Genomic DNA, 24,228 nt, shown 5'->3' on the forward strand with positions numbered 1-24,228 from the left:
CTACAGCCCTCTTATTTTTTGACCATATCCTATGAAAACCGCGTTAAAGGTAGGCGCTTCCACTGCTATATATAGCCAGACTTCGTGAATGCCTTAATTTATCGGGTAACTGGCACCTTTCAGCTGGTGGCTGGCGGACCTTTGCTGCCCGCTTATGGAATTTGTTGGGGCTATTTTTTAGTTATGCTTATTTTCGCCAGCTATACAGCAAAAACTCACTGATTTACACATTTTTATGAGAAGCTTACAATGGTTGAAACCAGCCTGCCTGGGCGGAACCGCCCTTTTACTGGCTGCCATGCCCCGTGTGCAGGCCCAGGAAAAGCAGGACATTACATTTGAACAGGCCTTCAGAGGCAAACCAACTGATATCAGCAAACCTTTGCCTGTACTAAAAGGCTGGGCAGATGCAGAACACTATCTGGAAATGCGCCCTGATGCCGCCACTGGTCATGTACAAGCCATGAAAGTGGATGCCCGCACCGGGAAAGCGGAAATATATACTGCACCGGTAGATGGTCCCAGCGTAGAAGTACGTGACAACGATATTTATTATAAAAGTGCTGAAGGCAACAGCATTCGCTTGACCAACGACACCCTGGAGGAAAAGAACCCCACCCTGTCGCCCGATGGCAAAGTAGTGGCCTTTACCCGCAAAAACGACCTGTACAGTGTAGAAGTGGCCACCAAAAAGGAAACACGCTACACCAACGACGGTACAGATGTCATCTACAACGGATGGGCTTCCTGGGTATATTATGAAGAAATCCTTGGCCGCCCTACCCGCTACCGCGCCTTCTGGTGGAGCCCCGACAGTAAACAGATCGCCTATATGCACTTTGACGACCGCAAAGTGCCGGTATTCCCCATCTACAGCGAAAAAGGACAACATGGCTACCTGGAAAACACCCGTTATCCCAAAGCCGGCGATCCTAACCCTACTGTAAAAGTAGGAGTAGTGCCCGTTGGCGGTGGTAATACCGTTTGGGCCGACTTCAATGAACAAGACGATCAATACTTCGGTACCCCTTTCTGGTCAGCCGATAGCAAACAGCTGTGGATACAATGGATGCCCCGCAGCCAGGACAACCTGAAAATATACAGCATCAACCCACAGACCGGCACCAAAAAAGAGATCTACAATGAGGTACAAAAAACCTGGGTCAGCTGGTTTGATGCCGTGCCTTTCCTGCAAAATAATCAGGGCTTCCTCCTGCACAGCGATAAAACCGGCTGGTCACATCTTTACCTCCATAACATGGACGGCTCTCTGAAAAAACAGCTGACCAGCGGTAACTGGACCGTAAAAGATGTAATCCTGACAGACGAAAAAAACCAGGTTATCTATTTCACTGCCCGTAAAGAAGCGTCTACCCGTTTCGATCTCTATAAAGTGCATATGAAAACAGGCGTTATCACCCGCCTCACCTTCGGCAACTACAATCACAACATCAGTATGTCGCCAGACGGTAAATACTTCATTACCACTTATTCCAACCTGCAAACGCCTTCCAAAATGGCGCTGCTGGACAACAACGGTAAGATCATCCGCGAGCTGGGAGATAGCAAAGGCAGCAAGTTTGACCAGTATAACCTGGCCAAACCGACACTGACCACCTACAAAACCCGCGACGGCCTTGTACTGCCTATGACCATCACCATGCCGGTGCATATGCAGCCTGGTAAAAAATATCCGATACTCATCAGTATCTATGGCGGTCCTAATGCCGGTACTGTATACGACACCTGGAAAGCTGATCCTGGGAACCAATGGTGGGCACAGGAAGGAGTGGTGCTCGTAACTATCGACAACCGCAGCAGCGGACAGCTGGGTAAAACGGGGATGAATTATATCCATCGCCAGCTGGGTAAATATGAAATTGAAGACTATATGGACGCAGCCACCTGGTTACGCTCCCAACCCTGGGCCGATCCTGCTAAAATATGTATGACAGGCGGCAGTTTTGGAGGTTATATGACCTGTATGGCCCTCACTTATGGCGCGGATGTATTTACATATGGGATGGCCAATTTTGCCGTTACTGACTGGCAACTGTATGACAGCCACTATACTGAACGCTACATGGATACACCGGCTGAAAATCCGGAAGGTTATAAAATCACTTCCGTGATGACCTATGCCGATAAATATAAAGGCCTGCTTCGCATTGCGCATGGCACTATGGATGATAATGTGCATATGCAGAACTCTATTCAGCTGATCGATAAATTCGAAAACCTGAACAAACACTTTGAGTTTATCCTTTATCCCGGCGAGCGCCATGGATGGAGGTCTAAAAACGCACATGCCAGCCAGGAGATGTCCAGGTTTATTTATAACAACCTGCTGGACAAACCGTTTCCAGCTATGTTCACCAATAAATAAACAACATACCCGATCTTAATAAATGAGTCCCGGAGAAGTACCAACAGGTATTTTTCCGGGACTCGTTCGTTTTTATAACTATAAGTATTTGAAAATCAATAGTAGGAGCGTAAACAATCATCACACACAGGTGATAAGGAATAAACAGGACCAGGTAAAATAGGACCAAAAAACCTTACACAAGGGATGTAATTAATTGATTATCAGGTAAAAGGAAATAAATAAGTGGGAGATGATTGGTTTAGGGAGAAAAAAAACAGGGCTGCAAGACTACAGCCCCGAAAAATTTTAACCATATCTTTATTGAAAAACCTATCCCAAAGGTGGGCGTTTTTCTCATTAGGTGTTATTCCATTTTTGTGAACGATGCATTTTATTCGGGGAACGCGGCAAAAGGGACGGTGAACGTATATAGCATCTAAACATTTTATATTAATCAACAATATGTTGTTTTTCAACATATAAAATTGATTATCAGTACAATAGGCTAAAAAACTGACCGTTTTGTTGTCCTGTAAGGATCTGATAAGTCTGGCTCACTGAGATATTATTGCAGGTGAACGTAGTAAAACAGGGGGTAAATGAAAACGATTAAAGGGTACAAAAAATAAAAAAGGGTGGTAAGAATACCGCCCTTGTAATAATTTTAACCATATCCTATGAAAAACCTAAAACAAAGATATACTTAGGTTTTTAGTCATAGGGCCCCATTTCCGTGAACGCTTTAATATTGTTCGTGAAAAGAGGATAATGGTAAATATCTTATTATATTAGATAATTTGCAATATTATAAATATATAGAATTATTGATTATAAATATACATAGCATATTTATAATCAATAAGAAATGAAGATTTAATGCTTATTAATTAATTTTTTTTGTGGTTTGGGAAGAGATGAACCTGATAAGTTCCTGCGATAACCGTCCCAAAAAGCACGTTCCCCGTCTTTATCCTGACGTTGGGCCTTTAATTTTCACATTACATTTTATGCAATACGTTGCCCGTTTTTTACGGATTGTCCGGGTTGCAGCAATGTCACCTCCTTATCCTCCCCTAATACGCCCAGCACCAGGCACTCGGATATAAAATTGGCGATTTGTTTGGGAGGGAAATTGACGACTGCAATTATTTGTTTGCCCACCAGTTCTTCTTTCTGATACAAACGGGTAATTTGGGCGGAAGAACGTTTAATTCCCAATTCAGGCCCAAAGTCAATTGTAAGCTGGTAAGCCGGGTTACGGGCCTTAGGAAAATCATTGGCTTCAATAATAGTCCCTGTTCTCATTTCAATTTTTTCAAAATCCTGCCAGTTGATCAATTCCATTTCAGTCGTTTTACTAAATATAAAGGTCTTGCGGCAAATAAGCAACAGCCGGATCATACTTTGTGAAGAACGGTCAGGGAATGTGTTGAAATAAATTTATTATGCCCAAACTGGCATAGTTATTGTTTTTAATATTACAAATTTTAGGTTAAAAAATAGGTTAAAGCGAAAGAACCCCACCTGCAGAGGTGGGGTTCTTTCGTTTATGCGTTTATAACGGAGCTTATTGCATAGACAGGCTGTCCTGCATGGTGATAGGCCCGCTTACATTAATAATCTTTCTGTCGGTAAAATCTTCATTGGCGATCAGGCCCCAGCCATGTAAGGAATCGGTGGGGGTTTTAATGAAGACCTCTTTGGTAGAGTAGAAAACTTTCCTTTTAGGGTCCCAGTTCAGTTCATCGGTATTGAGCCGGTCGCCTCTTTTATTCACTACCACTACGTTTTTGGAAAGGAACACTGCTCCTTCGTCTTCCAGATAACGGCCAGTGTCGGCAACAAGTGTACTTTCCAGGCCCAGGGTATCGTTAAACATCAGCAGTTTAAGGCCTTGTTTGAACTTCACATAAGAAGGCTTGTCGAGACTTCTTTCCATGGTAGGCGCGGTCAGTTTGGCGTTTACCCTGCCTCCCTGACTATAGATAAGCAGGATATCCGTTCCATTTTCCACAGCAGCTTTTTTGGAATCAAATTCCATCACCGCCTGTATATCATTTTCACAGGCGACCGCTGTCAGCGCAATCAACAGATATATGAGTTTTTTCCTGATCATCCTGGCCAGGCCTTAATCGTATTTCTTCTTAATAAACCATCTGTCACTCAGCGTGAAACCAAGTGATACCCGGTAAACATTTTCTTTCAGGGCAGTATTGTTATTGCCACGATGTGCCACATCAAAGGCAACGTTGACCATACTATACTGGTTGGAGTAAGGCATACGGCGTACCGGTAATCCTGCACCTACTGTAAAGCCCAGCGTGTTCATATTCTGGTCGTTCAGCTTCAGGTAATCCAGTCCATAGTAGGCGCCAAGGCGGTAAGCCACCCTGTTCCAGTAACCACTGAGTGCCATAGCATTCGGTACAAACTGGCCACCCAGCGACACCTTCCAGCTGTTCTGGAGAGAATCTGCCTGACCAAATTTGGAGAACTTACTCCACTGAGTAGTATTAAAATCCATACCTACCATCCATTTGTCCAGTTTACGCAGCATAAAGCCGGCGCCGAAGTCCTGAGGATACACAACAGTTCCTTTAGGTCCTTTTGCATACTGAACAGTGTCGAGGGAAGTAAAGTCGTTGGTAGACGAGTTATACATGAGCGTCTCGCTCAGGGTTTCCTGGCGAACCGTCATATTCTGCTGCAGGCTTCCGGAAGCACCCAGTGTCAGGTCCATTTCCTTGTTCAGTTTGGCCCTGTACTGTACCCCTAATTTATAAAAGAAGCTGCCGTAGCTGATACGGGTCATATGCCGGGAAGCGTTGATATCACTCACCGGATAGATCACACGGGTATTGTTTTCAATATTACCGAAGAGATAACCCACGTTGACACCAATGCTGAAGTTGCCAATACCAACACCGGTACCTGCATACAGCTGGTATAGACCACCACTGCCCTGGTAGCGGTTGGCCACCGGCATCTTCAGGGTATCATAAAAGATCTGGTCTTTAGATTCCTGGATGTTGTAGGAAACTCTGGTCACCGGACGCAAACCCAGGTTGAGCCCCCATTTCTTCTTGATGGGAATACCAATCTGCAGATAAGAAAGGGTACCAAAGCCAGAGTTGAAGCTGGCAGTTTTGTCGGTGATAGACCGGGAGCCTCCTTCTATGCCCACATCAAAAGTGGTGAGCATAAGGTTGGAATAGCTGGCCGGATTTAAGAAGTTAACGGATTGTGGATCCCCGTATGCCTGGGACACGCCACCCATACCGCGATTTACCGTATTCTGGTTGTTATTCAGATCGCCTAATCCATATCGTGAATAGGGTGAATTATCCTGTGCTGTAGCATTATTTGCCACCAGGAACAGTCCAACCAGGAAGCAAAGAATACTGACTTTAGTCCAATGCATTTCGTATCAGAATTGAGTTTAAACCCTTGTCCAGTGAAAATTATGGGTCTGCAAATATCTACTTTTTAAGGCGGGAAGCAAAAAAAACCAAATTCGGCCCTGTTAAAAGCGCGTTAAAGTTGACATTCCCGAAAGCTGAAATCCTTGCCAGACAACCATTTCACCTCAAAAATATGTTTTTTCGGCAATATCTTCAGCGGAAAATATCCAGTTTAAAAATTTACAGATCACCGGCAGAGAGATTTCTGAAATGACCGTTGAGTTTCACTCTTTCTTTCAGTCTTTCCATTTCGGCCATCATCGGTATTACTTTATGCAGATGCCGTTTGAGATATTCCAGTCGTTGCACCTCATAAAAAAGATGTAGCACTTCATACTCTTCCTCCAGCGATAATCCGGCGTGGTGGGCCAGGTCGTAAGCAGTGAGCCGGCCATCTTCCTTCCTGAAACTTTTATGTACCTGGAGGATGGCATGCAGCTCCCGGATACCATGCAACACCTCATCCAACAGACGGACATTGCTGGCTTCATGGTTTTCAGGATAATTGACAATAGCGCCGGCATATAACTTATCCGGGATCACGTTGATACGTTCCAGTGTACGGAATACACTGGCTCCCCGGGTGATGATATCCATCTCACCGTTATCGTATAATTTTTCTACTTTTTCTATGGTTACCAATGTTCCATATTCCATTATTTTTTTGTCAATTACCGCAGGAATGCCAAAAGGCTTATTTTCGGCCACGCATTCCCGGGCCAGTTGTTTATACCTGGGCTCAAAAACGTGGAGATTTAGTTGTTCTCCCGGATACACCACAATACCAAGCGGAAATATGGAAATAAAATTTGTCATCTTAATGATCAGTGTTTAGGCTAAAGGTAAAAAAAACGCCCCGCATAAGGGGCGCAGAATCTGCTAATTAAGCTCACTCTAATGTATATATTAAATAAAAGGAATACCTTTATAATTAACATTATTACTCATTCGCAAACATGCTAGCAACCACATCCACGATATCGTTGTTGATTTCTACATATAACTGGCCTGCAGCTCTAGCCTTATGCCTGAATAGTATTAAATCACAAACTATCTTACCAACAGAAGTCATCATCGCCGACGACGGCTCCAGGGAAGATACCCGGGAACTGATCAACAGTATCCGGAAAGATTTCCCTGTACCGCTTATTCATGTATGGCAGGAGGATAAAGGTTTCAGGCTTGCACAAATCAGAAACAAGGGGATCGCTCAGTCTACGTCCGACTATATTATCCAGATAGACGGAGACCTGATCCTGGATAAACACTTTGTAGAAGATCATATGCGCCTGGCGGAACCGGGCTATTTTATCACTGGCAGCCGGGCTCTGTTATCTTCCCGTATCTCCAATAAACTTTTACAGGCCCACGATATTAATGTGGATTTCCGGTCTACCCCTTTCAGCCACATTCTGAATGCGTTACGTTTTCCATCATTAAGCCGCTTCCTTTCCAAACGATACAAGATAGGTGGCCGTCACAAATACTATGTAAAAGGCTGTAATATGTCTTTCTGGAAAAAAGATCTTCTTACCGTTAATGGTTATGATGAAAATTTTACCGGCTGGGGGATGGAAGACAATGATATCGCTGTAAGACTGCTGAATGCCGGCGTTCAGAAAAAATTCATTAAAATGGGAGGCGTGGCTTTCCACCTTTACCATCGTGAGAACTCCCGTGGCAAGCACCAGGAAAACAGTATCCTTGTAAAAGCCGCTGTGAGCAGCAAAAAAATCAAAGCAGACAAGGGCATACTGGAATACCTGATCAACTAATATTTTGTACATGTACCAGCAATATTTGGAGGGGCTTCTGCGGGGAGAAATAAAAGCGCTGGCCCGGTGTATTTCTCTGGTTGAAAATGAAGCATCTGGTTATACCTCCTTGCTGGAACAGTTACCGGCCAACAGTCCTACCCGTGTAGTAGGTATCACCGGTCCTCCCGGAGCGGGCAAAAGTACCCTGGTTAACGCCCTGATCACCCACCTGCTGGCAGAAGATAAAAAAGTAGCCATCATTGCCGTAGATCCCTCTTCACCGTTTAATTTCGGCGCTTTACTGGGCGACCGTATCCGTATGGGACAACATTTCGGGCATCCCGGCGTGTTTATCCGGTCTATGGCCAGCCGTGGCGCATTGGGAGGTCTCAGTCCGAAAATCATCGAGGTGAGTGACCTTATCAAAGCTGCCGGCTTCGATTATCTCTTTATCGAAACAGTAGGAGTAGGGCAAAGCGAAGTAGAGATTGCCGGCATTGCAGATACCACCATCGTAGTGGTAGTACCGGAAGCAGGCGATGAAATACAGACCATGAAAGCCGGATTGATGGAGATCGCCGATATTTTTGTAGTCAATAAGGCCGACCGCGATAATGCAGACATCTTCGTAAAAAACCTGCGACTGCTGGCCCACAGCAAACAACAGGCATCCTGGGAAATTCCCGTCATCAAATCAGTGGCTACCCAACAGGAAGGCATACACGAAATTGCAACCGCCATTGGCCGGCATCAGGAATCCATTATGCACCAGCATCAGCGCAGATCGCTGTTACTTGCAGAAAAAGCCTACCAGCTGATACAACACCGGCGCATGCATGATATCAGCAAAAAAAATCTTCAGACGGAAATACAGGAACACATCTCGCAACAATCATTTAACCTCTACCGTTACGTAGCCGATAAAGCAGGTCGCTAAATTTTAGTATCTTTGCGGCATGCGTACTACCTCATTTGGCATATCCATCGCTTACGCAGTGTTTAATTACGGCCTCTGATCCACAGGCTGCGGGCTTCTCATGCCCAGACCTATATTTCAATTCAAATCTTATTTTTCACTAATAAATCTGGTTATTATGGCTTGGTTATTCCTGCTTATTGGCGGACTATTTGAAGTGGGCTTTACTATTTCGCTGAAGTATTCTGAGAACTTTTCAAAGCTGTGGCCTTCTGTCAGCTTTTTTATCTGTATTACGCTCAGTTTCCTTTTTCTGAACAAGGCTATCAACAGCGGGCTGCCAATCGGCACCTCCTATGCTGTATGGACTGGTATCGGTGCTGCCGGCACTGCCATTGCAGGTATGATCTTCTTTAAAGAACCGGCGGCCATGTGGAGGATCTTCTTTCTGATTATGCTGATTGGCTCTATTGCTGGCCTGAAAGCCGTTTCCGGCGGAGAATAATTTTTTTGCAAGGTGCAGAACATCAGTTCTGCACCTTGTTTTCTGCCGTATGCTGTTTTGTTTTGATAAGCGGGAAAGAGATAACAAATGCAGCAATGGCCGCACAGGCCACGGGCAATACAGCAGGCAGGCAATGTGTTAGCTCCAGTGCCAGTATAATAGCTGTCAACCATGCCCGGCTAATTCCGGCAAACATAGCGCTCATCCCTATCAGTGCTGCCACCGCCGGATTAATCACAATAGAAGGACATACGAACTGCGCCACTACTGCCAGCAACAGTCCCAGTGCTCCACCTATCATCAGAAGCGGTGTTATGGTAGTACCCGTATTGTAACCCGAAGTAAAAAACAACCAGGTGATCAGCTTCACCACTCCCACTACAAATACTAATTGCAACGTTACATGCGCCTGCAGCAGGTTGTTGCCATATACTTCGCCACTACCCAGGCTTTCGGGGGCCAGGTAGCCCGCAATGCCCACAGGTACGGCCGCCAGCAGCAGCCACCAGGGACTATGGTATTTCAGCCGGTTAAATAACCGGGCAAGGCCGCGGGAGGCTCTTATCATCAGGGCCGCTATCAGCCCGATAATCAGCCCCAAAACAATATAAACCAGCAGAGCACCAGCATTCAATGCCGGACTACTCTCCATCGTAAAAAAAGGATTCATGTCAGACAGACAATAATGAGCTACGCCACCGACTATCACACCAGACAACACCGGCAACAACAATATCAAAGACCAGGTACCCAGCCATAATTCCAGTGCCAGCACCAATGCCGATACTGGTGCTCCGAAATACCAGGCCACGCCGGCAGCTGCACCGGCCACCAGTAGCAGGCGCGCTTCCGCTTCCGAAATACGCAGCCGTTGGCGGTCCTGCAATACAAATGCCCCAGCGGCCACCATCACGGGCCCTTCCGTACCAACAGGTGCACCGGTGCCAATACAGATGGCCAGGGCTGGCAGTTTCCAGGTAGGATAACGGGACCCGAAGAGAAACAGCGATACAAACGCTCCGGCTACCGGGATCAGCAAAAGCCAAATGCCGGCTTCGCTATCGGCGGGTATACCCGCATCCGTGCTCAGCTTTCCGAAAAAAGCCAGGCCTGTCAGCATCCGGACCAGCCATGAGAGCAGCATTCCGGCGCCCACCGTAAGCAACCCAGCTCCGGCGCCCAGCGCCGACAGGTAAAATGTACGTCGCAAATGCCCCTCGCGGAGAGCGATTTTAAAATTTTCTTTGTCTTCGGATAGTACAGAGTGGATACCAAGACCGTTTCTATATAAAAGTGGCTGTATGTTCTTCATTATTGTAACTAAAGACCTGGTTAACAGGAAATCAAAACTATACAGTTCATCCGAAAATCTCAAATTAATTCAAAGTAGCATATCTCGTCAATTCAGAAAAGGGAACATTTAATAAAAGTGGTATTGCTTTTACAACAAGTTGCAAATGAATAGGATTCCTTACTATATTTGCACATGACCATTTTCTAATTGCAGCAGCTCAAAACGTATATATGATATGATTAACGCAGCAGAGCGGTCATCTATGATTCCTGAACCCAAAACCACTCCCATTGATGCACAGGTGTTGATAAAGATCAAACGCATGATGCTTTTTACGCACGAAGATGAGCAATACCTGACCCTGGCAGGGGAGATCCTGGCACCGCATGCAGAAGAAATTTTAAATCGCTGGTACGAGCGTATTGTGAAAAACAATTATCTGGCGCATTATTTCACCAGTAGTGGTGCGCCGGACCTGTCGTACCTGCATTCCATTCGTCCGCACTTCCGGGAATGGATCACCGGTTTGTGCAGGCGCAGTGAAAGCAGCCGTTGGTGGGAATTTGAAGAGAAGATTGCACGACAGCTGCAATTAAGGAAAGTGCCGCTGGATGATTTGCATCCGCTGTCACCAGTGTTTCTGCGGTATATGACCACTTTTGTTTTTCCAGTGAGTGAAGCCGGCCGCCATTTTCTCAATGATACCGGATATAGTCCGGAAGAAATAGAAGCCATGCATCAGGCCTGGTTCAAAGCCGTCAGCCTCAGTGCCCTGTTGTGGGTTTACCCCGGAGGACAAACAGCCCCGTTCTGATATTCATTTTCCACCCTCAAAATATGTTTATGGAAGTAGCCGTGTATAAGGCATATGCGAAAAAGAAAGCAGGAGGTTTCCTACACTTTGATATTATTGTCCCCCAGGAAACAGCTTTCACAGCCGTGTTAGCCTTCGGAAGCGAATTTTTACTGGGCCGGCTGCAGGAAGATCAGTCCGTAACACGGAAAGACTGTCGCTTTTGTTATACAACGGAGATCATTCCCCGCTGGGAGATGAAGATAGCCCAACAAGGTTACTATATACACGAATCACAAGGATGTCACTAATATGCTATTTACAAGCAGGCTTTATTATTGTACCTTGCCCCGCTAATTAAGGACAGTAGTAAATATGGGGAAAGTTTCCACATTCAGCCCCGCGCAGCAGGCAGAAAACACATCGAGCAAAATCGTGGTTGCTCTTGAGCGCTTATCAGAGGCTTTCAGGGTACTCCTTTGGCAGGAGGCCACACAATATGGGTTGAGTCCCATACAAATTCAGGTGCTGACTTTTTTACTCCATTACCCGGAAGAAAAACGTACAGTGACCTCGTTAGCGTTGTATTTCAACATGACAAAAGCCACCATCAGCGACGCTGTGAAATCGCTGGAACAAAAAAATTACCTGGTGAGAAAACCGAGCGAAACGGACACCAGGAGCCATTCCCTGCATTTGCTGAAGGAAGGTCGTGCCATCGCTAAAAAAGTAGAGCATTTTGCTGCTCCACTACAGGATGCAGTGGCCACCAGCCCCCTGAAAGAACAGGGCGTGCTGCTGGATCAGCTGATGCAGCTGATTTACCAGCTGAACCAGGAGGAGGTGATTACTCACCAACCGATGTGCTTTAATTGCCAGCATTACACCGAAAAGAAAGGTAATTACTGCACCCTGCTCAAGATCTCGTTGAAGCAGGCCAACCTGCGGGTAGACTGCCCCTCGTTTGAAACAAGGGAAGACTAGGCTACATCTTTTTACAGATTGTCCGGTGTGAGTGTTTTGTCGAATGTTCAGGGAAGGTAACTTTCCTTTTTTGCTATTCCCGCAAAACGCTCCTCCGGAGCCTGTCAGGGTTGCATACGCGGAAGTTGTAATGTCATTTCGTTATCTCCTGCAGCAAATCCCAGCCTTTCATATAACCGGCGTCCTTCCAAACTGGCATGCAGACTCAATTTACCGGTATTCCGTTCCTTTGCTTCCCCAATCAGTTTTTCCATCAGTATCTGTGCAATTCCCTGCCGGCGGTAGGCCGGAAGCGTATATACATTCAGTATATAAGCCACTTTGCCATCCAGATTGTGATAGAGCGGCGGCTGGTTATAAAAAACAATACCAACGCTGGCAACTACATTTCCATGATGTTCGGCGAAGAGGTTTACAAAGTCTCCTTTGGAAAGGTGTTCTGTGAGGTAGCGGGCAATCTGCTTGGATAGCAGGTCATCGCGGGAAACATCTGCCTGGGGGTACACTTCTTTCAGAAACTGCAGACGTAACCTGACAACCTGTGGAATATCAGGGATATCCGCTTTTCTATAGGTTATCATAATAAAGGGTTAAAAAACAGGGGCTCAGGAGGCTTCCCGGTTGCTCTTCCACCAGCGGAAAGCAAGGAGGCCGATGATTAACAGCGGGGTAAATGCCAGCATCAGGATACCATTGTTCAATCCTTTAGCAGGGCCTTCACCCAGCTGCTGTGCTGTTTTTGTACAAAGAGAACACTGCGCCATCAAAGGAGCACTCATCATCGTCAGCATTATTGTCAGCAAAAACAAACACAGCTTATTCATTTCAATCTATTTTGATCCAGCAAAATTAGGTCATCTACCCCAAAAAAATCTCCCGAAAATATATCAATGGTAATATGGGGAAATCATAATATACACAATCACCCCGGTAACAGCCACATAGAACCAGATAGGCCAGGTGATACGAGCTATTTTACGGTGACGGGGAATATCATACTGGAAGCCGCGCAGCAGCGTGAAAAGGACCAGTGGTACAATGATACCGGCCAGCACGATGTGGGTGAGCAACAGGAAATAATATACATAACGGATACCACCCAGCGCAGCTTTTTCAGCAGCATCCAGCATACCGTTGTGGTCTAAGTCACCAAAACGTGTTTCCGGCGCCAAAGCGTGATAAGTAACGTAAGACAACAGGAAAACAACAGACAGCCCAACAGCTATCAGGTTAGTGATCTTATGCGCCTTTACCTGCTTGTTTTTGATGAAGTACAGACTGGTAACCAGCAGTACAGCAGTAGCAGAGTTGAGGATGGCATGGAACAGCGGAAGAATCCTGACATCGAAGCCGGGATGGAAGTCGGGCTTGGGAAGGAAAAACAACAGTGCCACCAGTACCGGGATAACTACAGAAACGATGGCGATAGGTGTGTTAAGATTTTTATTTTTTAGTTCCATAATATGTTCCGTATATGGGAAAGGTGGAAAAAGAAAGTTAAGTCCTTTCCTTTATCCACCTTCCGTGAAAATTATTTTTTAATTGATCAGCTCAGATTCTTGAACAAACCTTTCAGGAACTGCCAGAATCCCGGGCGATGCCTGTCTTTTTCGAGGTACAGGGTAGCGATGTCGGTAGCACATTGTTTGATGGCGCTGGAATCGAGCCCGTTGTAATATCCTCTGATATGTCTGTTTTTATCGATCAGTACCAGTTTTTCGGTATGAACGAAATCGTCTGGTCCGCCGTCACCTTCTGTCACCGAAACGAAGAATTGGTGTCTGGCGAGATCGTAGATTTCCTTTTTATCGCCGGTCAGGAGCCACCAGTTGTCCGGATTTACCTGATAATCGTATCCGTATTTCCGTAATCTGGCTACTGAATCTCTGACAGGGTCTACCGAAAATGAAAGGATCTGGAGCAGGGTATCTGTTTTACCGTAAGCCTGCTGGATCTTTCTCAGGTTCTTTGTCAACGTAGGGCATATAGAAGGGCAGGAAGTGAAAAAGAAATCTACCAGGATAACTTTACCTTCCATGTCTTTCAGGCTCACTTTCTGTCCCAGCTGGTTGGTCATCTGAAAGTCCTTGATCTGGTGGTAGACAGTATCGTAGGTAACTTTTCCGTTATGAACGATGGTGTCTACACCTTCGGGAATATAGTACTTTGGAATGGGTACTACATTTTTCCCATAGTGATCTACAATCAGGTAACCAGTCAGCGGTACCAATATAGCCAATGCAACTCCTAATAAAGCCCTGCGAGAAATGACGCTGAAATTTAAATGATCAAAAAATTAGTGATGTGCTCCGTGACCTTCAGCTGGTGCAGCTTTTACCGCTTCTACAGGAGTTCCTGGTCTCAGATCCTTGTTCAGGTTTTTCCAGGAGTTACCTTCATAGAGGAAAGCGATGATGAACCAAACGAAGAACAGTAACGGAAGCAGGATGGTGTAGATCAGGTTTTTGATTTCGCTGCCGAGGTGCATAAATTCAGCTACGATATAAAATGCCTTCACTACGGTCAGACCGATGAACACGGCGTTCAGCAGTACCCTGTTGGGAACACCTGTTTCGAGGTGTAAAAACGCCAGACCAACTTCTACCATGGTTACACCCAGGAGGATCCAGAATGTTCTCCAGATCTTTTTGGTAGATGAATCGTGTGCATGTTCATGTCCTTCTGCAGTATGCGTATGCTCCATTCCTATTTAAATTGAATAAGTTCTTAATATCAGATTCTATTAATCAAATTACAAACCTTGTATTCGTTTTTGATTGCTTTTGATGCTTAGAGCAGGTAGAAGCAGGTGAATACGAATACCCAAACCAGATCTACAAAGTGCCAGTAGAGACCTACTTTTTCCACCATTTCGTAGTGACCTCTTTCTTCGTAGGTACCTTTCAGTACGTTAGCGAGGATTACGATGTTCAGTACAACGCCGGAAGTTACGTGCAAGCCGTGGAAACCGGTGATGGTAAAGAAGAAGTTGGTGAAGTTGGTAGACGCCATTGTGCCATCAACGTTGTGGAAAGGATTGCGACCCCACCATGCACCTTCGTGGAACAGGTGTGTCCATTCCCATGCCTGGCAGCTCAGGAAGCAGATACCTCCGATGATAGTCCAGGTCAGCCATTTGGCGACAGCTTTTTTATCTCTCATGTGACCGGCGTGAACGGCCAGTACCATGGTTACAGAACTCATGATGAGGATGAAGGTCATCAAGCTCACGAATACCAGCGGTAAGTTGGCATGTCCCATACCCGGGAAAGAACGGAAAACCTCATTCGGATCAGGCCAGGATGTGCTGGAAAAGCGGATAGTTCCGTATGATATCAGTAATGCACCGAAAGTGAAGGCATCTGATACCAGGAAGTACCACATCATCAACTTGCCATAGCTCACATTAAAGGGAGAATGTCCGCCGGCCCACCATTTTTTCTTCGCTGTAACTGCTGTGTCCATTGTTTGTTTTATAAAATTTTACAAAGTTTATCTCGCGATACTTAAAAAAATCAACAGGTAGATCCACAAAACGTCTACGAAATGCCAGTAAGTGGCGGCAACTTCGATTGGTACTGCGGAGTAGGTACGAATGCGGGTCCGGTAGGCCCTGGCAAACATTACGAGCAGTGCTACCACACCACCCAGTACGTGCAGCATGTGCACGCCTACAATAACATAAATAAAGGAAGCGGAAACGGGCCCGCTGAGGGGGAGTCCGCTGTTTTTCATCTGAGAAAAGCCAATCCACTGACAGGCAGCGAAAGCTACGCCTAATACGGCGGTAACGGTGATCAGCTGTTTATAGCGCAGCATATTTCTTTCCCTGAACTGTTTCAGTGCCAGGTGGATGGTCAGACTGCTGAGTAAAATCAAAGCAGTGGATAACCAGAAAATATGCGGCAGTTCAAATGCCAGCCAGTTGGCCTGCGATCTCTTCACAACGTAAGCACTGGTAAATCCGATGAACATCATGGTAATGCTACCCATTGCTATCCATAGGGAGTACTTGTGCGGATGAATTTTCTTACGTTGTATGCTCATTGTATGCATCACTCCTCCTATTGCTTTTAGGCCTTGTCCAGCAGTTGTGCCAGCTGAACAATGGTCAGGTAAATGTATGAACCGAACATCAGTTTACGTGCTGCAGGGACATCATTTTTTCTATACAGGTTAATGGCACGGTACAGGAAAAACAAGCCTGCTACGATAGCCACGATTGCGGAAATACCACCGGTGATTTTCAGCAGGTAAGGTATTACACCTGCGGGAATCAGCAGCAGGGTGTACATAACAGCCTGCAGGGCGGTAAACCGGTTGGGCTCGCCGTTAGCCGGCAGCAGTTTAAACCCAGCACGGGTATAGTCTTTGTGCGCAATCCAGGCGATAGCCCAGAAGTGCGGAAACTGCCACAGGAACTGGATAGCAAACAGTGACCAGCCACCTTCGGAGAGGTTATTGGCACCTGCAGCCCAGCCTATGAGCAGCGGCATTGCTCCTGGAATTCCACCTACCAGTACGGCCAGTGAATTCCATTTTTTCCAGGGAGTATATACAAATCCGTACATCACCAGGGAGAAGAGGCTCAATGCAGCACTCAGCCAGTTAAAGCAGTATCCCATGATCAGGAAACCTGCTACCCCGGTTACGATGGCTACGGTGATCGCTTCCCCTTCACTCATCCTGCCGGAGGGCAGGGGACGGGTAGCGGTACGGGCCATCAGTTTGTCCGTATTTTTTTCCCATATCTGGTTGATGGTATTGGCTGATCCGGAAACCAGCAAACCACCAGCAAATAACAAAAGAACTTTGATGAGATTAAACTCCACGCCCGGTACCAGCAGATAAGCTACCACTGATGAAAATACCACCATGAAGGTGAGATTAAACTTCATCAGCTGAGAATAATCCTTCACCTTGCTCGCTACTGCATACGACGACGACAATTTTATGGAGTTTTCTTGCAACATTTTATTTCTTTCCACATTCCGGTATTTAAATCCGGAACAAATTTACAAACATCACGGTGAACAAGATTCCGGAAAGCAGTTATTTTCTGCCCTCCGGAATCTCTTTATTACATTAGTGAGCTGACTCGTTAGGGCCGATGGGCTCGGTTTGCGGGATGAAATCTCTTCCATCCTTGCTGTAGTCGTAAGCCCAGCGGTGTACTTCAGGAATTTCACCAGGCCAGTTGCCGTGACCAGGATTGATTGGAGTAGTCCATTCCAGGGAAGTAGCTTTCCAAGGGTTCTGTTCGGTGAGTTTTCTTCCTTTGAAGATGCTATAGAAGAAGTTGAACACGAACAGCAGCTGAGTAGCAAATACGAGGATTACCACGATGCTGATGAACTGGTTCAGACCACCAAACTGGTTAAAGGAAGTCCAGCTGGAGTAGTCGAAATATCTTCTTGGCATACCGGCCATACCTTCGTAGTGCATTGGCCAGAAGATCAGATAAGCACCGATCAGGGTTACCCAGAAGTGGATATAGCCGATAGTATTGTTCATGAAACGGCCATACATTTTAGGGAACCAGTGGTAGATACCGGCAAACATACCGAAGAATGCGGACACACCCATTACAATGTGGAAGTGTGCGATTACAAAGTAGGTATCATGCAGGTGAATGTCGATAGAGGAGTTACCCAGCCAGATACCAGTCAGACCACCGGAGATAAAGGTGCTCACGAAACCGATAGAGAACAGGGAAGCCGGTGTAAAGCGGATGTTACCTTTCCAGATGGTGGTAAGCCAGTTAAACACCTTGATGGCAGATGGAACCGCGATGAGCAGTGTCAGGAGTACGAAGAAGGCGCCGAGGAATGGGTTCAGACCAGTTACGAACATGTGGTGAGCCCATACCAGGAAGGCCAGGATACAGATAGCGAACAGAGAACCGATCATGGCCAGATAACCGAAGATAGGTTTACGGGAGCTAACTGCCAGTACTTCAGATACCATACCCATGGCAGGGAGGATAATGATATATACTTCAGGGTGACCGAGGAACCAGAACAAGTGCTGGTAGAGGATGGCGCTACCACCTTCGTTAGCCAGGGCTTTACCTGCGATGAAGATATCAGAGAGATAGAAGCTGGTACCAGCGTGACGGTCCATCAGCAGGAGGATGAAGCCGGACAGCAGTACAGGGAAAGACAGTACGCCCAGTACAGCGGTAAAGAAGAATGACCAGATGGTTAAAGGCATTTTGGTCATGCTCATACCTTTGGTACGCATGTTCAGGAGGGTAGAGATGTAGTTCAGACCACCGAGCAGCTGAGAAACAACGAACAGTGCCATGCTGGTCAACCACAGGTCAACACCTATTTTAGAACCGATGGAAGCATCTCCGAGGGCGCTCAGCGGAGGATACATTGTCCAACCTCCGGAAGCCGGGCCTGTTTGAACAAACAGGGAAGCCATCATTACGAGGCTGGCCAGGAAGAAGAACCAGTAGCTGAGGCAGTTCATGAAAGGAGAAGCCATATCGCGGGCACCTACCTGCAGCGGAATGAGCAGGTTGGAGAAGGTACCACTTAAACCAGCGGTCAATACAAAGAATACGAGGATAGTACCGTGCATTGTTACCAATGCATAGTAAGCTTCAGGAGAGATACGGCCACCTTTTGCCCAGTGACCCATAATGCTTTCCAGCCAGGGGAAAGTAGCATCGGGAAAACCCAGTTGCAAACGGAACACCACAGAAAAGAAAGCACCAATGATAGCCCAAACGATACCAGTGATCAGGAATTGTTTGGCGATCATTTTATGATCCAGGCTGAACACATATTTCGAGATGAAATTGTCTTCATGATGGTGCTCATGATCGTGATGATCATGCGCTCCGTGCATTACCTCCTGTTGACTGTGCAATGTTGCTTCGTTACTCATAATCGGTTCGGTTTATTAATAAACTAACGCCCGGGAAGTATCTTCGTTTGTCAGTTTGTCTTTTTTAGTTTTTTAAGTTCTGCGTCAAAAAATTCTTCTTCACAAAATTACGGCTTACCGGATATTCGCAGCCACAGTTTTTTGCGTGCTATCAGCCTTTGGCGCTTCAGCAGGAGCGGCCGCAGGGTGAGCCAGGCTATACTGTAATGGCTGTTTAGCTACCCAGGCATCGTATTCTTCCTGTGTTTCCACAACAATCACACCTCTCATAGAGTAGTGACCGGAACCACACATCTGATCGCAGGAAATTTCGTAGGTGAAGTCCGGGTTACCGGTTTTTTCCTTCATTTGTTTAGTGGTAAACTTAGGAGTGAACCACAGGGTAGTAGGAATACCAGGTACAGCATCCATTTTCATACGGAACTGAGGTAAACCTACGTCGTGAATAACATCACGGGAACCGATTATGAATTTTACGGGTTTACCTACCACCAGGTGAACTTCTGTTGCCATGAAGTCGTCTTTGCCCAGTTGATCTTCCCAATCCATACCCAGCGGGTTGCTGGCAGCTTCATCAATTTTCTTGAAGTCGCGACGGCCGAGCTGACCATCTTTACCTGGGTAACGGATGAGCCAGTTGAATTGTTTACCAGTGATTTCCACTATCGCCGCATCTTTTGGAGCGTCGGAAGTCAGTTGGAACCAGTGTTTCAGACCGAAAGCCACCAGTACTGTCAGTGCGATGGCCGGGATAACGGTCCAGATCACTTCCAGTTTATTATTATGCGGGAAATAAAATGCCTTACGGCCTTCTTTTTCCTGGTATTTAAATGCGAACCAGAACAGGAGGATCTGGGTACCGATAAATACAACACCGGTGATGGCCAGGGTTACATAGATGAGGGTATCTACACCTTCACCCTGCACAGATGCAGATTCGCCCAGGATCTTGCCTTTCAGCAGATTATTACAGTAATACACGCCGATGAGCCCCAGCACCAGGAATGCTATCAGCAGGAAACCATTGATACGGTTACTTTGCTGGCGCGCTTTCTTTTCTCCCTTCAATATGGACACATATTCGCTCGCCTTCGCAATCTGGAAGATGACTATGAATATGAGAACAATAACTAAGACTGCTAAAAATCCTGACATTGCTATATGAAATAATTAAGTTATCTAATGCTTTTCTATTGCTTAATCTCCGTTATCACCCATATTAGGTGTGGTGAACAATACTTTCTTTCAGGTAAGGATGATTTTTAGGTACCAGCGGAACTTTAGCAAGTTGGTTGGCAACCAGGAAAATGATCAGACCTACGAAACCAACTCCCAGACCCAGTTCATACCAAGGGAATACCAGGTGTTTGTAAGTACCGGGGCCTACCATCTGCCAGAAATCCAGCCAGTGGCCACAGATCACCACTACAGCGATGAATGCTACCGCAGTATAGTTACGTTTAGTGTCCCGTTTCATCAGGAACAACAACGGAGTAATAAAGTTGATCAGGAGGTTCAGGAAGAAGATAGGTCTCCATTCGCCCCATACGCGTGGCTGGAAGTATTCAGTTTCTTCCGGCATGTTAGCGTACCAGATCAGCATGTACTGGGAGAACCAGAGGTAAGTCCAGAAGATGCTGAAAGCAAAGATAAATTTACCCAGATCGTGCAGGTGCTCTTCATTTACATAAGTCAGATAACCGTTCTTTTTCAGGTAAACTACGAACAGAGCGATCAGGGAGAGGCCGGATACCCAGCTGCTGGCGAAAGTGTACCAGCTGTACATGGTAGAGAACCAGTGAGCATCGATGCTCATCAGCCAAACCCATGGAGTAGTGGAGCCAACGCTGAGGGCGTAAATCACCAGGAAGCCACCGCACCAAACGGTATTTCTCCAGATCAGTTTACGACTGGTTTCAGGATTCATGGTCCAGCTGTCTTCTTCTATAGACATGTTGCGGAGTTTCCGTGTAAAGAAAATCCACAGACCGAGTGTCAGGATGGTGGCAGTAGTATAAAATCCTTTGTTCAGGAAAGCGGATTTCCAGGTGAGGACTTTATCTTCTGCTACGTGGTGAGCGTTTACCCAGTGGTAGATGTGTTCTTTACCACCGAAAACGAGAATCATTACAATGATGAACAAAATAGCAGCCAATGGCATTACCGCCATTGAAATAGCCTCCGGTACGCGACGGAAGGCGATCTGCCAACCACCGTGTGCCAGTGTTGTGGCTGCAATAAAAAAGGTGCTGGCCAATGTAATCAGCAAAAAGAAGCTGCTGTTTTGCAACAGACCGGCCCAGAACCGTGTCGCGCTCTCACCTTGAAACGCAATTAATCCGATCAATAAAGTCAGCAAGCCCACGCCCATTAACACGAAGCTGGTCTTTTTTAATCTTGCCGGTACTACAAATTGGTCTTTCATTACTGTATATTAAAATACTTTTTGAAATGCTGTTTTTTAACTCTTCTTACACTTATTTAGCCTTTGCACTGTCTTTAGCAGGCGCGGCTTCAGCGGCGGGCTTGGCGGAACCAGGCTGTTTGCTCTTGATATAAGCGGCTATTTTCCAGCGTTGTGCTCTGTCGAGCTGGCTGGCGTAGCTACCCATCATGTTATAACCATAGGTCATTACGTGAAACAGGCGGCCTTCGGTATAACCGGCTTTTGCACCGGCAACCAGGTTGGCTGGTGCTGCAGAGTAAGGACCTTCGCCTCCTTTATACAGCGGACCATTACCATCCAGAGCAGTACCATGGCAGATACCGCAGTAGATATTAAACAAACGTTCTCCTTCTTTCAGATCTTCAGGTGTGATGGTCAGCGGATTCTTCACCAGATTTGCCAGCGCCGTATCTGCTTCTTTCAGATGGTAAGGCAAAAGTTCACCTCTTTTTACTGTTCCTTCCACTGGCTTCAGGCCTGACAAACGAGCACTGTAAAATTCATACGCACGGGATTCATACATGTCGGGCATATAAATCCTGCCGGGCTTTCTGTTGTGCTCCCCTTTGTTACAGGCTGCCAGGAAAGCTCCAGTTGCCAATGCGGCTACAATCAATATGTTGGAAGTCCTTTTCATCAGAAATTATTTATTCTAGCTTTCATTAGTTCTTTTGCTTGCCAGATCCTAATGTTGCAACTGTATTTTTTAGCTGTTAATGTTATTAAGCGTTAGCCGGATAAGCGTGGATATCCGCATCATCTTTATCGAATCTGCCATACCACCAGCCAGCTTCTGCTCTCTGCTCATTGATATCATGAGCGCCGGCATCTTTCAGGAAGCGTTTTACTTCTTCCGCGTTGGTTTTTTCAGTCAGTTCGATCGCCATTACAAACTTATCATCAGTTTGTCTTGGGTGGAAGATATGTTTCTTTACGCCTGGCATTAACTGGCACAGGTAGCAGAATGTCATTACCATCCCTACGGCTGCGAATAATACCGTCAGCTCGAAAGTGATAGGTATGAATGCTGGTAATGGGAAGTGAGGCTTACCACCGATGTTCAGCGGCCAGTCTACGTTAAAAACCCAGCTCATGAAACCCAAAGCCGTGGTGGTACCAGTGATACCATATATGAAACCGGCTGTGTGCAGACTGGTTTCTCTTAAACCCATTGCATGATCCAGGCCGTGAACAGGAAAAGGAGTATATACATCGTGCAACTTGTAGCCCGCATTACGTACTTTCTTCACCGCAGGGAATAACACTGCCTCATCATCAAACAAGCCTACAACAAAATTTTTAACAGCCATATATTTAAAAATTCAAATTCCAATTAATTAATTCTGTCAATTCATCTATTAGTGAGCGTGTTCGTGATGAACAGCGTGAGAAAACTCTTCTGCAGTTTTGCCTTCGTATTTCTCCATGCCTTCCTTGAAGTTCTCACCTGAAGTTTTCAGGATAGACTTGATCTCAGCTACCGCGATTACAGGGAAGTATTTAGCAAACAGGAAGTAGCAGGTAAAGAACAGACCGAATGTACCCATGTAGAAACCAACTTCCGGCCAGGATGGACGATAGTAAGACCAGCTGGATGGCAGATAGTCACGGTACAGGGAAGTACAGATGATCACGAAACGTTCGAACCACATACCGATGTTTACAATGATAGACATTACGAAAGTCACCGCTACGCTTCTTCTCATTTTACGGAACCAGAATACCTGCGGAGAGATAACGTTGCAGGTCATCATGATCCAGTAGGACCAGCCCAGCGGACCAGCAGCACGGTATTTGAAGAAAGTAGCAAACTCGTAAGGGTTAGCACCGTACCATGCCATGAAGAGCTCAGTAAGGTAAGCGCAACCTACTACGGAACCGGTCAGTACAATTACCTTGTTCATGGCTTCCATGTGGCCCAGGGTAATGTATTCTTCCAGGTGTAATATTTTACGGGTGATGATCAGCAGTGTTTGTACCATCGCGAATCCGGAGAAGATCGCACCCGCCACGAAGTAAGGAGGGAAGATGGTAGTGTGCCAACCAGGAATTACGGAAGTAGCAAAGTCAAAGGATACGATGGTGTGTACAGACAGTACCAGCGGAGTGGACAGACCTGCCAGTACCAGTGACAGTGCTTCATGACGTTGCCAGTGTTTGGTAGAACCAGTCCAGCCGAAAGAAGCTACACCATACAGCAGTTTACGCAGTTTGGTTTTAGCTCTGTCGCGGATGGTAGCGAAATCCGGAATCAGACCGGAGTACCAGAACAACAGGGAAACGGTGAAATAAGTGGAGATCGCGAATACGTCCCACAGCAGTGGGGAGTTAAAGTTAACCCATACCGGACCGCGGGTGTTAGGGTAAGGCAGGATGAAGAACGCCATCCATACACGACCCATGTGAATAATCGGGAACTGACCGGCGCACATTACCGCGAAGATGGTCATCGCTTCCGCAGCACGGTTCACCCCTGTACGCCATCCCTGACGGAACAGCAGGAGGATCGCAGAAATCAGGGTACCGGCGTGACCAATCCCTACCCACCATACGAAGTTGGTGATGTCCCAACCCCAACCGATGGTTTTGTTCAGATTCCAAACACCCACACCGAAATAAATCTGCCAAAACACTGAAAATGCGCCGAAGCCCAACAGTAACAGTGATATAAAAAAGCCTACATACCACAATTTACCAGGCTTCCCTTCAATGGGACTAATGATATCTTCCGTTACCTGGTGATAATCCTTAACCCCGTCAACTAAAGGTTCTCTCAGTGTGGATTCGTATTTTAAACTCATATTCTA

Annotated in this window: 26 protein-coding genes; 7 read left to right on the top strand and 19 right to left on the bottom strand. The window is 46.2% G+C overall.

Going from position 1 to position 24,228, the window contains the following annotated elements:
* Nucleotides 1–235: 235 nt before the first annotated feature.
* The gene (locus tag DF182_RS11885; protein WP_211327099.1) at nt 236–2,386 is read left to right on the top strand and encodes a S9 family peptidase; all 2,151 of its coding nucleotides are present in this window, start codon (nt 236–238) and stop codon (nt 2,384–2,386) included.
* 987 nt (nt 2,387–3,373) lie between these two features.
* Here the strand turns inward: DF182_RS11885 and DF182_RS11890 are convergent.
* The 4 genes from DF182_RS11890 to DF182_RS11905 form a co-directional block, all read right to left on the bottom strand.
* Nucleotides 3,374–3,712 carry a tRNA-binding protein gene (locus tag DF182_RS11890; protein ID WP_113615834.1) on the bottom strand — a complete coding sequence of 113 codons (339 nt, stop codon included), beginning with the start codon at nt 3,710–3,712 and terminating at the stop codon, nt 3,374–3,376.
* A 223-nt stretch (nt 3,713–3,935) separates the two neighbouring features.
* Nucleotides 3,936–4,484, bottom strand: a complete 549-nt coding sequence (gene lptC, locus DF182_RS11895) for an LPS export ABC transporter periplasmic protein LptC (protein WP_113615835.1) — start codon at nt 4,482–4,484, stop codon at nt 3,936–3,938.
* A gap of 12 nt (nt 4,485–4,496) precedes the next feature.
* Nucleotides 4,497–5,789, bottom strand: a complete 1,293-nt coding sequence (locus DF182_RS11900; RefSeq protein WP_113615836.1) for a hypothetical protein — start codon at nt 5,787–5,789, stop codon at nt 4,497–4,499.
* Nucleotides 5,790–6,009: 220 nt separating this feature from the next.
* Entirely contained in the window at nt 6,010–6,645 is a 636-nt protein-coding gene (locus tag DF182_RS11905) for an LON peptidase substrate-binding domain-containing protein (protein ID WP_113615837.1), read from the bottom strand.
* Between the two features lie 140 nt (nt 6,646–6,785).
* Between DF182_RS11905 and DF182_RS11910 the strand changes: the two genes are divergently transcribed.
* From DF182_RS11910 to DF182_RS11920, 3 genes are all read left to right on the top strand, one after another.
* Nucleotides 6,786–7,604: a glycosyltransferase family 2 protein gene (locus DF182_RS11910; protein WP_113615838.1), complete on the top strand. Its 819-nt coding sequence runs from the start codon at nt 6,786–6,788 to the stop codon at nt 7,602–7,604.
* 10 nt (nt 7,605–7,614) lie between these two features.
* Nucleotides 7,615–8,523, top strand: coding sequence for a methylmalonyl Co-A mutase-associated GTPase MeaB (meaB, locus tag DF182_RS11915; RefSeq protein WP_113615839.1), 909 nt, complete (start codon nt 7,615–7,617; stop codon nt 8,521–8,523).
* 157 nt (nt 8,524–8,680) lie between these two features.
* Complete coding sequence (locus DF182_RS11920; RefSeq protein ID WP_113615840.1) at nt 8,681–9,007, top strand: DMT family transporter; 327 nt, start codon at nt 8,681–8,683, stop codon at nt 9,005–9,007.
* 22 nt (nt 9,008–9,029) lie between these two features.
* Here the strand turns inward: DF182_RS11920 and DF182_RS11925 are convergent, their stop codons facing one another.
* Nucleotides 9,030–10,319 carry a chloride channel protein gene (locus tag DF182_RS11925; protein ID WP_113615841.1) on the bottom strand — a complete coding sequence of 430 codons (1,290 nt, stop codon included), beginning with the start codon at nt 10,317–10,319 and terminating at the stop codon, nt 9,030–9,032.
* Between the two features lie 217 nt (nt 10,320–10,536).
* Between DF182_RS11925 and DF182_RS11930 the strand changes: the two genes are divergently transcribed.
* The 3 genes from DF182_RS11930 to DF182_RS11940 all read left to right on the top strand — a co-directional run bounded on the left by DF182_RS11930 (nt 10,537) and on the right by DF182_RS11940 (nt 12,078).
* A complete protein-coding gene (locus DF182_RS11930; protein ID WP_113615842.1) occupies nt 10,537–11,115 on the top strand; it encodes a protoglobin domain-containing protein in 579 nt (192 codons plus the stop codon).
* Between the two features lie 29 nt (nt 11,116–11,144).
* A complete protein-coding gene (locus tag DF182_RS11935) occupies nt 11,145–11,405 on the top strand; it encodes a DUF2024 family protein (RefSeq protein WP_161964127.1) in 261 nt (86 codons plus the stop codon).
* A 64-nt stretch (nt 11,406–11,469) separates the two neighbouring features.
* A complete protein-coding gene (locus DF182_RS11940) occupies nt 11,470–12,078 on the top strand; it encodes a MarR family winged helix-turn-helix transcriptional regulator (protein ID WP_113615844.1) in 609 nt (202 codons plus the stop codon).
* 104 nt (nt 12,079–12,182) lie between these two features.
* On the opposite strand, the gene DF182_RS11945 is transcribed toward DF182_RS11940, so the two are convergent.
* From DF182_RS11945 to nrfD, 14 genes are all read right to left on the bottom strand, one after another.
* Complete coding sequence (locus tag DF182_RS11945; protein ID WP_113615845.1) at nt 12,183–12,659, bottom strand: GNAT family N-acetyltransferase; 477 nt, start codon at nt 12,657–12,659, stop codon at nt 12,183–12,185.
* 24 nt (nt 12,660–12,683) lie between these two features.
* Nucleotides 12,684–12,902 (bottom strand): hypothetical protein, encoded by a 219-nt coding sequence (locus tag DF182_RS11950; RefSeq protein ID WP_245957418.1) that lies wholly within the window; start codon nt 12,900–12,902, stop codon nt 12,684–12,686.
* 63 nt (nt 12,903–12,965) lie between these two features.
* On the bottom strand, nt 12,966–13,538 hold the full coding sequence (locus DF182_RS11955) for a DUF420 domain-containing protein (RefSeq protein WP_113615846.1): 573 nt from the start codon (nt 13,536–13,538) through the stop codon (nt 12,966–12,968).
* An 86-nt stretch (nt 13,539–13,624) separates the two neighbouring features.
* Nucleotides 13,625–14,317: an SCO family protein gene (locus DF182_RS11960; protein WP_113615847.1), complete on the bottom strand. Its 693-nt coding sequence runs from the start codon at nt 14,315–14,317 to the stop codon at nt 13,625–13,627.
* Between the two features lie 57 nt (nt 14,318–14,374).
* Entirely contained in the window at nt 14,375–14,782 is a 408-nt protein-coding gene (locus DF182_RS11965) for a cytochrome C oxidase subunit IV family protein (RefSeq protein WP_113615848.1), read from the bottom strand.
* A gap of 86 nt (nt 14,783–14,868) precedes the next feature.
* Nucleotides 14,869–15,543 (bottom strand): cytochrome c oxidase subunit 3, encoded by a 675-nt coding sequence (locus DF182_RS11970; protein ID WP_113615849.1) that lies wholly within the window; start codon nt 15,541–15,543, stop codon nt 14,869–14,871.
* 27 nt (nt 15,544–15,570) lie between these two features.
* Entirely contained in the window at nt 15,571–16,134 is a 564-nt protein-coding gene (locus tag DF182_RS11975; RefSeq protein WP_113615850.1) for a cytochrome c oxidase subunit 3, read from the bottom strand.
* Between the two features lie 17 nt (nt 16,135–16,151).
* A complete protein-coding gene (cyoE, locus tag DF182_RS11980) occupies nt 16,152–17,066 on the bottom strand; it encodes a heme o synthase (protein WP_245957419.1) in 915 nt (304 codons plus the stop codon).
* A 97-nt stretch (nt 17,067–17,163) separates the two neighbouring features.
* The gene (locus DF182_RS11985) at nt 17,164–18,975 is read right to left on the bottom strand and encodes a cytochrome c oxidase subunit I (RefSeq protein WP_113615852.1); all 1,812 of its coding nucleotides are present in this window, start codon (nt 18,973–18,975) and stop codon (nt 17,164–17,166) included.
* Nucleotides 18,976–19,089: 114 nt separating this feature from the next.
* Nucleotides 19,090–20,130: a cytochrome c oxidase subunit II gene (locus DF182_RS11990; RefSeq protein WP_113615853.1), complete on the bottom strand. Its 1,041-nt coding sequence runs from the start codon at nt 20,128–20,130 to the stop codon at nt 19,090–19,092.
* Between the two features lie 64 nt (nt 20,131–20,194).
* Nucleotides 20,195–21,400: a quinol:cytochrome C oxidoreductase gene (locus DF182_RS11995; protein WP_113615854.1), complete on the bottom strand. Its 1,206-nt coding sequence runs from the start codon at nt 21,398–21,400 to the stop codon at nt 20,195–20,197.
* Nucleotides 21,401–21,452: 52 nt separating this feature from the next.
* Nucleotides 21,453–22,058 (bottom strand): c-type cytochrome, encoded by a 606-nt coding sequence (locus tag DF182_RS12000; RefSeq protein ID WP_113615855.1) that lies wholly within the window; start codon nt 22,056–22,058, stop codon nt 21,453–21,455.
* An 85-nt stretch (nt 22,059–22,143) separates the two neighbouring features.
* The gene (locus DF182_RS12005; protein WP_113615856.1) at nt 22,144–22,731 is read right to left on the bottom strand and encodes a DUF3341 domain-containing protein; all 588 of its coding nucleotides are present in this window, start codon (nt 22,729–22,731) and stop codon (nt 22,144–22,146) included.
* Nucleotides 22,732–22,779: 48 nt separating this feature from the next.
* Nucleotides 22,780–24,222 (bottom strand): NrfD/PsrC family molybdoenzyme membrane anchor subunit, encoded by a 1,443-nt coding sequence (nrfD, locus tag DF182_RS12010; RefSeq protein WP_113615857.1) that lies wholly within the window; start codon nt 24,220–24,222, stop codon nt 22,780–22,782.
* Between the last annotated feature and the right edge of the window lie 6 nt (nt 24,223–24,228).

Origin of the sequence: Chitinophaga flava, from assembly GCF_003308995.1 — a bacterium.
Classification (GTDB): domain Bacteria; phylum Bacteroidota; class Bacteroidia; order Chitinophagales; family Chitinophagaceae; genus Chitinophaga; species Chitinophaga flava.

Excerpts from the sequence above, each read along its gene's own strand:
- DF182_RS11885 (WP_211327099.1), top strand. The coding sequence starts at position 236 with ATGAGAAGCTTACAATGGTTGAAACCAGCCTGCCTGGGCGGAACCGCC.
- DF182_RS11890 (WP_113615834.1), bottom strand. The coding sequence starts at position 3,712 with ATGGAATTGATCAACTGGCAGGATTTTGAAAAAATTGAAATGAGAACA.
- lptC (WP_113615835.1), bottom strand. The coding sequence starts at position 4,484 with ATGATCAGGAAAAAACTCATATATCTGTTGATTGCGCTGACAGCGGTC.
- DF182_RS11900 (WP_113615836.1), bottom strand. The coding sequence starts at position 5,789 with ATGCATTGGACTAAAGTCAGTATTCTTTGCTTCCTGGTTGGACTGTTC.
- DF182_RS11905 (WP_113615837.1), bottom strand. The coding sequence starts at position 6,645 with ATGACAAATTTTATTTCCATATTTCCGCTTGGTATTGTGGTGTATCCG.
- DF182_RS11910 (WP_113615838.1), top strand. The coding sequence starts at position 6,786 with ATGCTAGCAACCACATCCACGATATCGTTGTTGATTTCTACATATAAC.
- meaB (WP_113615839.1), top strand. The coding sequence starts at position 7,615 with ATGTACCAGCAATATTTGGAGGGGCTTCTGCGGGGAGAAATAAAAGCG.
- DF182_RS11920 (WP_113615840.1), top strand. The coding sequence starts at position 8,681 with ATGGCTTGGTTATTCCTGCTTATTGGCGGACTATTTGAAGTGGGCTTT.
- DF182_RS11925 (WP_113615841.1), bottom strand. The coding sequence starts at position 10,319 with ATGAAGAACATACAGCCACTTTTATATAGAAACGGTCTTGGTATCCAC.
- DF182_RS11930 (WP_113615842.1), top strand. The coding sequence starts at position 10,537 with ATGATTAACGCAGCAGAGCGGTCATCTATGATTCCTGAACCCAAAACC.
- DF182_RS11935 (WP_161964127.1), top strand. The coding sequence starts at position 11,145 with ATGGAAGTAGCCGTGTATAAGGCATATGCGAAAAAGAAAGCAGGAGGT.
- DF182_RS11940 (WP_113615844.1), top strand. The coding sequence starts at position 11,470 with ATGGGGAAAGTTTCCACATTCAGCCCCGCGCAGCAGGCAGAAAACACA.
- DF182_RS11945 (WP_113615845.1), bottom strand. The coding sequence starts at position 12,659 with ATGATAACCTATAGAAAAGCGGATATCCCTGATATTCCACAGGTTGTC.
- DF182_RS11950 (WP_245957418.1), bottom strand. The coding sequence starts at position 12,902 with ATGAATAAGCTGTGTTTGTTTTTGCTGACAATAATGCTGACGATGATG.
- DF182_RS11955 (WP_113615846.1), bottom strand. The coding sequence starts at position 13,538 with ATGGAACTAAAAAATAAAAATCTTAACACACCTATCGCCATCGTTTCT.
- DF182_RS11965 (WP_113615848.1), bottom strand. The coding sequence starts at position 14,782 with ATGGAGCATACGCATACTGCAGAAGGACATGAACATGCACACGATTCA.
- DF182_RS11970 (WP_113615849.1), bottom strand. The coding sequence starts at position 15,543 with ATGGACACAGCAGTTACAGCGAAGAAAAAATGGTGGGCCGGCGGACAT.
- DF182_RS11975 (WP_113615850.1), bottom strand. The coding sequence starts at position 16,134 with ATGCATACAATGAGCATACAACGTAAGAAAATTCATCCGCACAAGTAC.
- DF182_RS11985 (WP_113615852.1), bottom strand. The coding sequence starts at position 18,975 with ATGAGTAACGAAGCAACATTGCACAGTCAACAGGAGGTAATGCACGGA.
- DF182_RS11990 (WP_113615853.1), bottom strand. The coding sequence starts at position 20,130 with ATGTCAGGATTTTTAGCAGTCTTAGTTATTGTTCTCATATTCATAGTC.
- DF182_RS11995 (WP_113615854.1), bottom strand. The coding sequence starts at position 21,400 with ATGAAAGACCAATTTGTAGTACCGGCAAGATTAAAAAAGACCAGCTTC.
- DF182_RS12000 (WP_113615855.1), bottom strand. The coding sequence starts at position 22,058 with ATGAAAAGGACTTCCAACATATTGATTGTAGCCGCATTGGCAACTGGA.
- DF182_RS12005 (WP_113615856.1), bottom strand. The coding sequence starts at position 22,731 with ATGGCTGTTAAAAATTTTGTTGTAGGCTTGTTTGATGATGAGGCAGTG.
- nrfD (WP_113615857.1), bottom strand. The coding sequence starts at position 24,222 with ATGAGTTTAAAATACGAATCCACACTGAGAGAACCTTTAGTTGACGGG.